Below are 11350 nucleotides of genomic sequence, written 5' to 3' on the forward strand. Positions count from 1 at the left end.
GTCAATCGCAGGAGTACTTCGATGTACATCATTCTTGGCGGGACGGGCCATGTCGGCTCGGCGGCGGCAAAGACGCTGCTGGCACAGGGCGCGCCGGTCACGATCGTCACGCGTGACGAAGGCAAGGCGGGCGATCTGAAACAGGCCGGCGCTACGGTCGCGATCGCCGATGTCGGTGATACCGATGCGCTGCGCCGGGTGTTTGCCACCGGTCGCCGCGCCTTTCTGCTCAATCCCCCGGCCGACCCCGGGACCGATACGGATGCGGAGGAGAAGCGCACCATCGCCTTGATCCTCGCCGCGCTCGATGGCTCCGGGCTGGAGAAGGTCGTCGCCGAATCGACCTATGGCGCGCAGCCCGGCGACCGGATCGGCGATCTCAATACGCTCTATGCGCTGGAGCAGGGACTGAAGGCGCAGCCGATCCCGGCGAGCATCATCCGCGCCGCCTATTATTACAGCAACTGGGACGCATCGCTCGACACTGCGCGCAAGGAAGGCGTGCTTCATACCATGTTCCCGGCCGACTTCGCGCTGCCGATGGTCGCGCCGCAGGATCTCGGCGCGCAGGCCGCCCGTCTGCTGACTGAGCCGGTCGATCGTACCGGCACCTATTATGTCGAGGGGCCGGAACGCTGTTCGTCGGCCGATGTCGCCGCCGCCTTCGCCGCGGCGCTCGGCAAGCCGGTCACGACGGTCGTGACGCCGCGCGAACACTGGGTCGAGGCGTACAAGGCGCTGGGCTTTTCGGATCCCGCCGCCGCGTCCTACGCGCGCATGACCGCGATCACCCTGGATGACGGCTTCGACGCTGAGGCGCCGGTGCGCGGATTGGTCACGCTCGACGATTATGTGGCCGATCTGGTGCGCGGCGCGCCCGGCTGATCGGGACTCGACTCCTGCGGATCGCATGGAACATAATGGGAACATGATCCGAGTCGGAGACCATCATGTTTCATCAGTCCCTTGTGTATCATCGTCCCTTCTATGCGCTACGCCCCTCCATCGCTGCAGCGCAGGAGATCGACCGGCGGTCCGCCATCGAGGCGCGGGGCGCGCGGCGCATCCTGATCGACCATCTCCATCTCACCCTGGCGATGACCGATGACCATAGCGCCTTTCCGCGCGACATCATCGATCGGATGATGATGATCGGCGCCGCCGTTGCCGCCGAGCCGGTCGAAATCCTGCTGGAGGTCATGGCCGGCAGCAACCGGTCGGTTGCGCTGCGTCCGCGCCGCGCGTCGTCCGTACTGAAGGGCCTGCAGCGGCGCATTACCGACGCGATGCGTGCTCAGGGGGTTCCCGAACGTGACGGCGGCTATCGTTTCAGCCCGCACGTCACCTTGTTCTACCGGGATGGCAGGCCCTTCAACGAGCGCATCGATCCGATCGGCTGGGTCGCCGGGGAGCTTGTCCTGATCCACAGTCTGGTCGGCCGGACGCGGCATGAGGTCCTGGGCCGCTGGCCGCTCGGCCGGGACGGCGGCGATGGTCAGCTGAGCCTGTTCTGACGCGGGTCCGACAGGTGCCGTCATTCAACGCAAAAGGGGCACCCGAACCGGATGCCCCTTCCTGTTTCGACGAAACGCCCGCCGGCGCCGAGATTGCCCTTTCGGAAATGCAGGCCGGGCCATCGCACGGCTTGATCCTTCCCGGTGCGCTGACCGGTCAGATCCAGCCCGGGGCGTGGACTACTTCCAGTTTCATCCCGTCCGGATCCTCGAAGAACACCGCATAATAGTCCCCGGAATATTGCGGATAATGCGCCGGCGGATCGAGCACCCTGATGCCGCGCGCGACCAGCAGCTCGTGCAGTGCATCGACATCGGCGCGGCTCTCCGCACGCCACGCAAGGTGGTGCAACCCGGGCGCATATCGCTCATGGCGATGTCCGGCCAGCGCCGGATCGCACGGCCTGAGACCGAGCGAGGCGCCATGGCCATCGGCCCGCAGGTCCCACTCGCACCCGTCCGAATCCTTGACCTGCGTATAGCCGAGAAATTCGAGCACTGGCCCATAGACCGCCTGGGCCGCCGGCAGGTCGCTGACGTTCAGGTCGATATGATGAAAACCGCCGCGATGGATCTGTGACATGCCGCTCTCCCGGACCCTGGGCGCAATGCACGCCGACATCGGATGTTCCGCCATGCAGAATCATGACATTTGCGAAACGATAATGCTGGCCTATGCTGCACGCTTCTCGGGGGAGACGGCAGATGATTCTGGGCCTTTCGATACCGGCGTTCACACAGCTTCATACCATTATCAGCCTGATCGGCATCGCAACCGGACTGGTCTTCCTCGTCGCGCTGCTGCGCGGGCGCTGGCTTGCGGGGTGGAATGTGGCGTTCCTGGTCACCACCATCCTGACCAGCGTCACCGGCTTCTTCTTCCCGATCACTGCGATAGCGCCGCCGCACATCGTCGGGGCGATCTCGCTGGCGGTGCTCGCGGTCTCGCTGGTCGCGCTCTATGGCTATAAGCGCGCCGGGATCTGGCGGCCGGTCTATGCCGTGACGGCGGTGATCGCGCTCTACTTCAACGTTTTCGTGCTGATCGTGCAGATGTTCCAGAAGATCCCGTTCCTCAACGCGCTAGCGCCAAACCAGACCGAGCCGCCCTTCGCCCTCGCACAGGGACTGGCGCTCCTCTTCTTCGCCTGGGCTGGTTGGCGCGTGGTGCGCCGCCCGGCCTGATGTCAGGCCGGGAGCTCGGGCAGCGCCCAGTCGATCGGCGTGCGGCCATGCGCCGCGAGGAATGCATTCGCCTGGGAAAAATGCCGGCATCCGAAGAACCCGCCATAAGCCGATAGCGGCGAAGGATGCACTGCCTTCAGCACCAGGTGGTGGCCGCCGCGCTCCACGCTGTCGACGAACGCCGCCTTTTTCTGGGCGTAGGATCCCCATAGCATGAACACGGTCGGCGCCTCCTGTGCATTGACCAGCCGGATCACCGCGTCGGTGAATTTCTCCCAGCCGCGCCCCTGATGCGAGGCCGCGGCACCCATGCGCACGGTCAGCACCGAATTGAGCAGCAATACGCCCTGCTGCGCCCAATGTTCGAGAAAGCCGTGCCGCGCCGGCGGAATGTCGAGGTCGCTCGACAACTCCTTGTAGATATTGACCAGGGACGGCGGGGGTCGGACGCCCGGCTTGACCGAGAAGCACAGGCCGTGTGCCTGCCCCTCGCCATGATAGGGGTCCTGACCGAGGATCACCACGCGTACTGATTCGAGCGGGGTCAGGTCGAGCGCGCGGAACCATTCGTCGCCGCGCGGAAAGATGCGGGTACCCGCCGCCTTTTCGGCGACCAGGAAGCTTTTCAGCGTCTGCATGTACGGGCTCTCGAATTCGGTGCGCAGCGGCTCGAGCCAGCCGGGATGCAGCTTGATATCGGACATCGGCGCTTCTCCTCCGGTCTGTGCAGTGCCGGGGGAGCGCGGCCGCTGTCAATCGCGTGCCGACGGGCAATCGCGTCGCAGCGGGCACATGCCACAAACCGGGATATCGGGACGGCACGCAACCTGGCCCAGCCGCTTGAGCAGCATGTGGAGGGTCAGGAAATCGTCGGCGCCCCAATTGGGCATTGCCGCCGTCACGGCCTCGCTGGCCGCTCGCGCGTCGCTCCGCGCGGTCACGAAGCCGAGCCGGACGAGCACGCGCAGGACATGACCGTCGACGATCAGCACCGGCCGGCGCAGCGTGCTGGCGTTAAGCGTCGCCGCGGCGACCTTGCGCCCGACGCCGGGTAGCCGTTCAAGCCATGCAAGCGCGTCGTCGAGCGCATACTCGGCGAGGAAATCGAGGCAGAAATCCGGCCGGTCGTGCCCGATCAGCCGCAGTGCGGTGACCAGCCACTCGGCCTTTTCCGGCGCAAAGGTCACATCGGCGATCGCCTGCGTCACCATGCGCGGGTCGGCCCCGGCAATCCCGCGCGCCGAGCCGAAGCGGGCGCGAAGCCGGTGATAGGCCGCCAGCGAGACCGGGTCGCGCGTCCGCCCGCTGATCAGCGACTTGACCAGTTGGCCGATCGGCTTGCGGCGCGGCAAAGGATCGATATCGGCGAGCATCGGCAACAGCGACTGATGCCAGCGCAGCACATCGCGCGTCGTGAAGTCGAACAGCGACTGCATAGGCGACGCATAGAACAAAAACAGAACAATGGCAAGCGCGACGAGATGAGGCCAGCGCCAGCCGGGCCGTCTCGTCAGCGCTTCTTTACGAATTCCGCGCGAAGCACGAGGCCCTTGATGCCGTCGTAGCGGCAATCAATCTCCTGCGGATCGCCGGTCAGCCGAATCGATTTGATCAGCGTGCCGCGCTTCAGCGTCTGGCCTGCGCCTTTGACGGTCAGGTCCTTGATCAGCGTGACCTGATCGCCATCGGCAAGCAGATTGCCGACAGAATCGCGCACTTCGGTCGCGGCGCCATCATCGGCACCGGCCTTGGTCCGGGCGTCAGCCGCGCTGATCCATTCGCCGCTCGCCTCGTCATAGACGAACGCGTCATCGTTTTCCGACATGATGGGACGTGCCCGTCAGCTCTTGAGCGTCGTGATTTCGACCGCCTTGCCCTTGGTCGAGCTGTTGGCGGCGATCGTCTTGACCTTCTCCGCCTTGGGTTTGCGGACTTCCTTGTTCGATTTCTTCTGGCTCTTGGCCATGACGGCTCTCCTCAAGGGCGAGGCGCCCTCGGGGCCGTTCTACACGAAAAGCCGTGGTCCGGCATAAAAGCTTTGAATGAGGGGGCGGATTGAGTCCGCCGGAAAAGGGGCCGGATGGGGCGCGGCGTCATCGCGGTCGCGCCCAGCCAGGCAGGAGTTCAGCCGATCATGCTCGCGCCATTGGCGGCGTGCTGGCCGAGGATCATGAGGATGGTCATCGCGAAGGAGGCGAGACCGATAAAGATGCTGCGAGTCATTGCCTGTATCCGGTTGAGGTCGTTCCGGTCAGGCGACCGGAACGACGGGAACTGCTGCGCTGATCATCATGGCGGCAACGAAGAGCGATGCAACGAGCGAGAAAGCAACGCGCTGGGCGGCTTCGAAACGGATGGACATGGTATCTATTCCCTGATTTCTGGCGATCCGGACCATCCGGCCGCCGATGCCAAGGGAATTGCATGGAGCGTGCCAGTTCCATAAGTGTTTGTATTTGTTAGATATGTAATTTTCTTACAGCGTGAATGCGCAAGGATTGCCAAATTTTGCCGGATTTTTCGCCAATAGTTGGCGAGTCGATGGCTAGCCGAACCTGCTAAGATTTCGCCCGGCATGCTTTGCGGCATAAAGCAGCGCGTCGGCACGTGCGAACACCGTGCCGAACTGCTCGTCATCGATGGCAGCGGTAAGTCCGGCCGAAAAAGTGACGGCCCCGAGCAGCTCATCGGATTCGCGCAGACGATAGCGTTTCGCCGCGACGGTCTCGCGCGCATTCTCAAGTGCTGCCATTGCGGCGTCCGGTGGAACGTCGGCGAACAGGATCGCGAATTCCTCGCCGCCATAGCGTGCGACGAGATGCCCCTCACAGCCCAGGCACAACGCCTCACCGATCGCTTTCAGCACCCGATCGCCGATCGTGTGGCCGAAGCGGTCGTTGACGCGCTTGAAATGGTCGATGTCGCATACCGCGACACATACCGATGCTCCGGTCGCCACTTGCGCGGCATAGGCTTCCTCGAATGCACGGCGATTGGGCAGGTTGGTCAGCGGGTCGCGTCGCGCATTGTCGCGCGCTTCCTCCAGCCGGGCGCGAAGCTCGGTTGCTTCGTGCGTTGCCGCTTCGAGTCGGGTTTCAGCCGAGCGCACCCGGTCGAGCATCCGCGTCGTGATGCGCACGACCTCATCGACGCCCAATGTCTCCGGTCCCAAAGCATGATGACGGTGCCGGATCGCGTCCGCGCTGGCGGCAAGGTCGCGGCCAAAACCCTCGGTCTCGGCGCGCATCGCCTGTACGATATCGGTAAAGCCCTCGACCTGCATCTGGGTCTGCGCGACCAGGCCTTCATTTCTGGCGAGAACCATCGCCTCGGTCGGGATCGGTGGCGCAAGCGTGCCGATTTCGCCGCCGAGATTTTCGATGTCGCGACGCGACAGGCGGACGCCGCCATCGGTCAGATGCGCCACCGCCCGCGCCAGTGGGCCGTGCGTATCGGTAAGCACACGATAGGCAAAGGCATAATGAAGCGGGTCGGGGCTGAGATGATTGTCGCGCAGGAACTCTCCGATGCGGCAGAACAGCTCAGCCGACGCTTCACCGGTGTTTGCCACCCGTTTTGCACTCGCGCCCGCCATTGCCGTTTCTTCACCTCTTATCGCCTCGTGGCCGTTCTCGGGAACGGCACGACTTCCCCTTCCGGGAAGAGTGATAGGGCGCAACTGCTAATAACCGATGACTGACCGTAACGACTTCGCATCCGGTGTGTCACCTCACCGCGTGAAGGCGATGCCGATCCGCGCATGGCTGTCGCTGCGGTCGAAACGGCTGAGCGCCTCGCCATAACCCGTAAAGGCCTGACCGAAGAGATAGATGCCCGCCGGGCCGAAGCGTGTCAGGGGATAGGAGATGAACAGCTCTCCCGCGCCCTTGCCGGTATCGACGCTGCCGCGCAGCGTGCCCGCGACCTTGAGCCCATTGGTTTGCGCGATCGAGGCGCTCAGCGAGGTATAGCCCCAATAACGGTCGATATCGGTCCCGCGACCGAGGCGACTGGTATAGAACCAGGCCTGTGGCGTCAGTTCGAAACGCCAGTCGCCGCCAAGGTCGAACGCCTTGGTCGCGCGCACGAAGATGCGATTGACGTCGATCGACCGGAAGCCTGCCTCGCCGTTCGAATCATGGCGATAGCCCAGGCCAAGGGTGGTCGATCTGCCGATTGGCAGCTCGGCGAACAGCTCCGGGCTGTAGGTGGTCGGGCGGATCGGTCCCGATGGCTCGTTGAGCGCCCAGAACATCGTCTGGGTATAGGCGCCCCTGATTCTGAACCCGTCTTCGCTGCCGATCAACCGGACCGCAGCGCTGAACTGCATCTTGATGCCGGCATTGCCAGGTCCCCAGGCGGCATAGGTCGGTTCATAGGGGCGAATGCGATCGGCCAATGCCGTCGAGGTGCCGCTTGAACTGCGCGAAAACGTCTCGAGCTGCGAATCCGATGCGGCGATCGTGACGGGTGCCGGCGTGGCAGGCGGGGCGGCTGCGACCGCTTCGGCGGCCGCGAGGCGATAATGCAAGCGGGCAAAACCGCCGGGCGGCACGGTGAGTGGTTCGTCGGGCGCGGCGATGAGGCGCAGTTTCGTGCCGTCCCTTGCCACCGTCTCGATCGTATCGGGTCCCGTCGCGGGCAGCGTGACCTTGCCTTCATTGAGCAGGAAGACCTCGACACCGTCCAGCGCGGCGGCCGCTGATGCTGGCGGTTCGACGAGCGGACGAAGCTGGGCGGCGGCCGGCGTGGCGACGATCAGGGTCGGGGTCGCGACGAGGAGGAGCATGCGCATCGCTGCGTGATGCCAGTCGTTTGTTACGGATGCGAGTCGTGATTAGCGGCTGGCGGTCTGCTTGCGGGGAAGCTAGGCGAGAGCGATGCGCGTTTCCCCATCCGATATGGCTTTTGCCGACCGTCTTGCCGATGCGGCAGGCGCGGCGATCCGTCCCTATTTCCGTGAGCCCCACGGCCTGGAGGCGAAGGACGACGCCTCGCCGGTGACTTTGGCCGACCGCGCCGCCGAACGCGCGATGCGCGAACTGATCGAACAAGCCTATCCCGACGACGCGATCATCGGCGAGGAATATGGCGTTCGCGAAGGGAGCAGCGGCCGCGCCTGGGTGCTTGACCCGATCGACGGGACGCGGGCGTTCATCTCGGGCCGGCCGATCTTCGGGACGCTGATTGCGCTGGTTGCCGATGGCTGGCCGGTGCTTGGAGTGCTCGATCAGCCGATCCTCAAGGAACGCTGGATCGGGGTGGTCGGACGGCCGACATTGTTCAACGGTGCGCCGGCAAAGACGCGGCGCTGCCCCGACCTGGCCAAGGCATTGCTGGCGACCACCTCGCCCGCGCTGTTCGACGACGGCCAGCTTCACGCTTTCGAGCATCTCGAAGCGGGCGTGATGAGCACGGTGCTGGGCGGGGATTGCTATAATTATGGCGGCGTTGCGAGCGGCTGGCTCGACGTGGTGGTGGAGGCGGGGCTGAAGCTGCATGACTTTGCCGCACTGGTGCCGATCGTCGAGGGCGCCGGCGGGCGGATGTGCGACTGGTCGGGCGATCCGCTGACCGCCGACAGCATTGGCGAAGTGATCGCCGCGGGTGATCCGGCGCGGGTCGAGGAGATTCTCGAGGCGCTGGACTGCCGGGGGCACGGTTAGCTCAATTCCTCCCTTGCACAGCGGAGGGAGGAATTAGAAAATCCCCAGAAACTTCTTCTTCTGACCCTTCTTCTCCGCATTCGACCTCTTGCCGTCCTCGGCCTTGGCGGTGGTGCCCCTACCGACATCGTCGCGTGGCTTGCCCTTGGTGGTGGTCTGCGCCTTGGCCGTCGCCCCCGACAGGACCGGGCCGCACGCCGCCGATTTCGCGTCGCCGACATCGACAAAGGCGAGCACGCCGGCAAGCGGCGTCGCCACCAGGCTCAGCCCCAACCCCACACCGGCGCGCTCGACCAGTTGCGGACTGATCGGGTTGATTGCGGGGGCGGCGAAATAGCCGCCAATGCCGACCGGCGATTGAGCGGAGATCAGGCTGAACTTCTTGCCGTCGGCGCGAAAGGCGATGTCGAGCGCCTCGTTCCTGAAGCTGAATCCGCCGCGCCCGATCATCACATTCTTCTGCGTGTCGATCAGGATCGGGTCGGCGGCGGCGATGCCGTTCCTGACGGTGAAACCGATCAACCCGCAATTGATCTGCACCGGTTCCTTCAATTTGCCCTGGAACAATTTGTATACGAAGGTGCCGAGATCGAGTTCGGAAAGCTGGATATTGCGCGTCCAGAAACTGCCCTTGGGCAGGATGATCGCAACCCGTCCGTTCGCGTTGCTGAGCGAATCGTGCACGGTATCGCCAGTGCCGGTCAGCTTGATCCGCGCTTTGACCGTACCGGTGGTGCCTGATTCCTCGACACCCCAGCCGGCGAGCAGCACGCCAAGCGGGGTCGGCGACAATCGGATATCGTAATCGGTCACCACTGCCGCCCGCCGCGCATTGATTGTGATATCCGACGCGACATGGCCGCGCGCCATGTCGAAGGTCAGCGGTGACAAAGTGAGCAGGCTGTTGTCGAGCCCCAGGGTCAGCGCGATGTTCGAGACGGGCAGGCTGCGCGCGCGCAAGGTGCGCACCGTATAGCGGACATCGGCATCGAAATTGCGCAGCGCATCGACCCGAAGCTTCGCATCGGGCAACAGGCGCGGCGTCCCGCCAACCCGGGTGATCGCGCCCGCAGCGCCCTTTGCCGCGACGAGGTCAGGGTTGTAACCGATGAACGGTGCGACATCGATGATATCGAGCTTGCGCGTCGCCAGCGTCGCGGTGAGCAGCAAGCGCGGTTCCTTCAGCGCCACGGTCAGCGTGCCGGCGATATCGCTGTCGCCGAAAAAGCCGTTCAGCCCGGTGAAGCGCCATTCATTGCCCGCTTTGGTGAGCGCCGAGTTGAGCTTGTAGGTCCGCGTTTCGGGGATTGCGACGCCGATCACCGCCAGCAAATCGGCCAGATTGCCGCCGCGCGCAGTGACACGCAGCTTCGATCCTTCAAGCTCGGTCGCGCCGGGCAGCGTGCCGACGACATCGAGCTTGGTCCGGGCGGCATCGAAATGCAGCATCAGCTGATTCTCGCCGCCGGTGATGGTCGCATTGGGCGACAGCAAGGCGCCGGTCACCGCGAAAGGCGTGGTGCGTGCGGTGCCGGTGCCGTTCAGGCGGATCGCGCTGGCGAAGCGGCTGTCGGTTGCCTTTGCGGTCTCGATCACGATGTCGGCCGCGAGCTGCTGGCGCGGGTCGCGATAGCGGACCTGCGTGCCGGTCACCGTCGCGCTGCGGATCAGCGGCAATTCGAACGGTTTGCCCTTGCCGGTGCCGAACGTCCAGCTGTTGTGCTGGTGTGCCTTGTCCCATTCCATATCGACACGCGCGCCGTCGAGTTCGAGCCGGTTGATCCGTCGCGTGCCTGAAAAGAGAAACGGCACGACCGCGCCGCGCAGATCGATCCGCTTCGCTTCGAAGAAATTGCGTGGGCCGGCCCAGTCCGGGTTCGAGACGCTCAGCCCCTCAGCGACGAATTTCAGGTTGATCGGGTTGAAATAGAATTGGAAATCCCCAGCGACCTTGACCGTGCGATGTGTCGACTGGCTCGCGATGCGCTCGAAGCTATGCTTCAGGAAGCGACCCTTGGTAATGAACAGGATCGCCCAGGCCAGCAAAATCGCTGCGAGCAGGCCGAGCAGGATACGCCCGATCCAGCCGAGCGGTGTGTGCTTGCGGTACCGCCGCCAGTACCATGGCACGACGGGGTCCTTTACTTGAGGCGCCGCAGCGGGGTCCGGCTCTTGCACGGACGGGATCGTTACGGGTTCATCAAGGTCGGCCATCACGAATGCAATCATCGGGGGACATGAATCGTTCCCGATGGTTGCATTTGCGACGACTCCCGGTTATGCGCCCGCCTTTCGCGAGTAAGAGGAACCGCCCGGCCGGTATGGGCTGCCGTGGCTGTTCATAAATCGTCGCGTTTATAAGGAGACGAAAATGCCCAAACTCAAGACGAAGAGCGGCGTCAAAAAGCGCTTCAAGCTCACTGCTACTGGTTTGTTGAAGCACGGCGTTGCCGGCAAGCGTCACCGCCTGCTGCATCACAACGGCAAATATATCCGCCAGAATCGCGGCACCAAGGTGCTGTCCAAGGCCGATACGGCAACGGTTAAGGCCTGGGCGCCTTACGGTCTCGGTTGAGCGGAAGGAATTAGAGAATGGCACGCGTCAAACGGGGTGTAACCACCCACGCCAAGCACAAGCGGGTACTTGAACAGGCGAAGGGCTTTTACGGCCGTCGCAAGAACACGATCCGCATCGCCCGCCAGGCCGTCGAAAAGGCCGGGCAATACGCCTATCGCGACCGCAAGGTTAAGAAGCGTTCGTTCCGCGCGCTGTGGATTCAGCGCATCAACGCGGCCGTCCGCGTCGAGGGCCTGACCTATGGCACGTTCATGCACGGCCTGAAGCTCGCCGGCGTCGATCTCGACCGCAAGGTCCTGGCCGACATCGCGATGCACGAAGGTGCGGCGTTTAGCGCCATCATCGCTCAGGCGAAGGCGGCTCTGCCCCAGGCCGCCTGAGGCGACCTGTAGCGACCGAATATGGGG

At 64.2% G+C, this 11350-nt stretch carries 15 protein-coding genes; 6 read left to right on the top strand and 9 right to left on the bottom strand.

Annotated elements, in window-relative coordinates:
• The first annotated feature begins 21 nt into the window (after nucleotides 1–21).
• Together H3Z74_RS21240 and H3Z74_RS21245 are read left to right on the top strand one after the other, a co-directional pair.
• Nucleotides 22–885: an NmrA family NAD(P)-binding protein gene (locus tag H3Z74_RS21240; protein WP_187761493.1), complete on the top strand. Its 864-nt coding sequence runs from the start codon at nucleotides 22–24 to the stop codon at nucleotides 883–885.
• 65 nt (nucleotides 886–950) lie between these two features.
• Nucleotides 951–1514 carry a 2'-5' RNA ligase family protein gene (locus H3Z74_RS21245; protein ID WP_187761494.1) on the top strand — a complete coding sequence of 188 codons (564 nt, stop codon included), beginning with the start codon at nucleotides 951–953 and terminating at the stop codon, nucleotides 1512–1514.
• A 157-nt stretch (nucleotides 1515–1671) separates the two neighbouring features.
• Here the strand turns inward: H3Z74_RS21245 and H3Z74_RS21250 are convergent, their stop codons facing one another.
• Nucleotides 1672–2097: a VOC family protein gene (locus H3Z74_RS21250; protein WP_187761495.1), complete on the bottom strand. Its 426-nt coding sequence runs from the start codon at nucleotides 2095–2097 to the stop codon at nucleotides 1672–1674.
• Nucleotides 2098–2219: 122 nt separating this feature from the next.
• On the opposite strand from H3Z74_RS21250, the gene H3Z74_RS21255 reads away from it, so the two are divergent.
• Complete coding sequence (locus tag H3Z74_RS21255; protein ID WP_187761496.1) at nucleotides 2220–2699, top strand: hypothetical protein; 480 nt, start codon at nucleotides 2220–2222, stop codon at nucleotides 2697–2699.
• 2 nt (nucleotides 2700–2701) lie between these two features.
• Here H3Z74_RS21255 and ung read toward each other — a convergent pair whose 3' ends face one another.
• The 7 genes from ung to H3Z74_RS21285 all read right to left on the bottom strand — a co-directional run bounded on the left by ung (nucleotide 2702) and on the right by H3Z74_RS21285 (nucleotide 7494).
• Nucleotides 2702–3403: a uracil-DNA glycosylase gene (ung, locus tag H3Z74_RS21260; RefSeq protein ID WP_187761497.1), complete on the bottom strand. Its 702-nt coding sequence runs from the start codon at nucleotides 3401–3403 to the stop codon at nucleotides 2702–2704.
• A 48-nt stretch (nucleotides 3404–3451) separates the two neighbouring features.
• The gene (locus H3Z74_RS21265; protein ID WP_187761498.1) at nucleotides 3452–4135 is read right to left on the bottom strand and encodes an endonuclease III domain-containing protein; all 684 of its coding nucleotides are present in this window, start codon (nucleotides 4133–4135) and stop codon (nucleotides 3452–3454) included.
• 74 nt (nucleotides 4136–4209) lie between these two features.
• Nucleotides 4210–4524, bottom strand: coding sequence for an alkylphosphonate utilization protein (locus tag H3Z74_RS21270; protein ID WP_187761499.1), 315 nt, complete (start codon nucleotides 4522–4524; stop codon nucleotides 4210–4212).
• Nucleotides 4525–4539: 15 nt separating this feature from the next.
• Nucleotides 4540–4665 carry a hypothetical protein gene (locus H3Z74_RS24680; protein ID WP_261300299.1) on the bottom strand — a complete coding sequence of 42 codons (126 nt, stop codon included), beginning with the start codon at nucleotides 4663–4665 and terminating at the stop codon, nucleotides 4540–4542.
• A gap of 285 nt (nucleotides 4666–4950) precedes the next feature.
• Nucleotides 4951–5097: a hypothetical protein gene (locus H3Z74_RS21275; protein ID WP_187764524.1), complete on the bottom strand. Its 147-nt coding sequence runs from the start codon at nucleotides 5095–5097 to the stop codon at nucleotides 4951–4953.
• A gap of 147 nt (nucleotides 5098–5244) precedes the next feature.
• Nucleotides 5245–6270 carry a GGDEF domain-containing protein gene (locus H3Z74_RS21280; protein ID WP_315443612.1) on the bottom strand — a complete coding sequence of 342 codons (1026 nt, stop codon included), beginning with the start codon at nucleotides 6268–6270 and terminating at the stop codon, nucleotides 5245–5247.
• Nucleotides 6271–6429: 159 nt separating this feature from the next.
• A complete protein-coding gene (locus H3Z74_RS21285; RefSeq protein WP_229726722.1) occupies nucleotides 6430–7494 on the bottom strand; it encodes a phospholipase A in 1065 nt (354 codons plus the stop codon).
• A gap of 85 nt (nucleotides 7495–7579) precedes the next feature.
• Here H3Z74_RS21285 and hisN point away from each other — a divergent pair, with 85 nt between their 5' ends.
• Nucleotides 7580–8365, top strand: a complete 786-nt coding sequence (hisN, locus tag H3Z74_RS21290; protein ID WP_187761501.1) for a histidinol-phosphatase — start codon at nucleotides 7580–7582, stop codon at nucleotides 8363–8365.
• Nucleotides 8366–8398: 33 nt separating this feature from the next.
• Here hisN and H3Z74_RS21295 read toward each other — a convergent pair whose 3' ends face one another.
• Nucleotides 8399–10579 (bottom strand): AsmA family protein, encoded by a 2181-nt coding sequence (locus H3Z74_RS21295; protein ID WP_187761502.1) that lies wholly within the window; start codon nucleotides 10577–10579, stop codon nucleotides 8399–8401.
• 157 nt (nucleotides 10580–10736) lie between these two features.
• Here H3Z74_RS21295 and rpmI point away from each other — a divergent pair, with 157 nt between their 5' ends.
• Together rpmI and rplT are read left to right on the top strand one after the other, a co-directional pair.
• On the top strand, nucleotides 10737–10940 hold the full coding sequence (gene rpmI / locus H3Z74_RS21300; protein ID WP_034157820.1) for a 50S ribosomal protein L35: 204 nt from the start codon (nucleotides 10737–10739) through the stop codon (nucleotides 10938–10940).
• A 17-nt stretch (nucleotides 10941–10957) separates the two neighbouring features.
• Nucleotides 10958–11323: a 50S ribosomal protein L20 gene (gene rplT / locus H3Z74_RS21305; RefSeq protein ID WP_034157821.1), complete on the top strand. Its 366-nt coding sequence runs from the start codon at nucleotides 10958–10960 to the stop codon at nucleotides 11321–11323.
• Nucleotides 11324–11350 lie beyond the last annotated feature (27 nt).

This window comes from Sphingomonas alpina (assembly GCF_014490665.1).
Taxonomy (GTDB): Bacteria; Pseudomonadota; Alphaproteobacteria; order Sphingomonadales; family Sphingomonadaceae; genus Sphingomonas; species Sphingomonas alpina.

Bases quoted from the DNA above. Each gene is read 5' to 3' on its own strand.
- H3Z74_RS21245 (WP_187761494.1), top strand. From the start codon at position 951: ATGTTTCATCAGTCCCTTGTGTATCATCGTCCCTTCTATGCGCTACGC.
- H3Z74_RS21270 (WP_187761499.1), bottom strand. From the start codon at position 4,524: ATGTCGGAAAACGATGACGCGTTCGTCTATGACGAGGCGAGCGGCGAA.
- H3Z74_RS21240 (WP_187761493.1), top strand. From the start codon at position 22: ATGTACATCATTCTTGGCGGGACGGGCCATGTCGGCTCGGCGGCGGCA.
- H3Z74_RS21285 (WP_229726722.1), bottom strand. From the start codon at position 7,494: ATGCGCATGCTCCTCCTCGTCGCGACCCCGACCCTGATCGTCGCCACG.
- rpmI (WP_034157820.1), top strand. From the start codon at position 10,737: ATGCCCAAACTCAAGACGAAGAGCGGCGTCAAAAAGCGCTTCAAGCTC.
- ung (WP_187761497.1), bottom strand. From the start codon at position 3,403: ATGTCCGATATCAAGCTGCATCCCGGCTGGCTCGAGCCGCTGCGCACC.
- H3Z74_RS21265 (WP_187761498.1), bottom strand. From the start codon at position 4,135: ATGCAGTCGCTGTTCGACTTCACGACGCGCGATGTGCTGCGCTGGCAT.
- H3Z74_RS21250 (WP_187761495.1), bottom strand. From the start codon at position 2,097: ATGTCACAGATCCATCGCGGCGGTTTTCATCATATCGACCTGAACGTC.
- H3Z74_RS21295 (WP_187761502.1), bottom strand. From the start codon at position 10,579: ATGGCCGACCTTGATGAACCCGTAACGATCCCGTCCGTGCAAGAGCCG.
- hisN (WP_187761501.1), top strand. From the start codon at position 7,580: ATGCGCGTTTCCCCATCCGATATGGCTTTTGCCGACCGTCTTGCCGAT.
- H3Z74_RS21255 (WP_187761496.1), top strand. From the start codon at position 2,220: ATGATTCTGGGCCTTTCGATACCGGCGTTCACACAGCTTCATACCATT.
- H3Z74_RS21275 (WP_187764524.1), bottom strand. From the start codon at position 5,097: ATGGTCCGGATCGCCAGAAATCAGGGAATAGATACCATGTCCATCCGT.
- H3Z74_RS24680 (WP_261300299.1), bottom strand. From the start codon at position 4,665: ATGGCCAAGAGCCAGAAGAAATCGAACAAGGAAGTCCGCAAACCCAAG.
- rplT (WP_034157821.1), top strand. From the start codon at position 10,958: ATGGCACGCGTCAAACGGGGTGTAACCACCCACGCCAAGCACAAGCGG.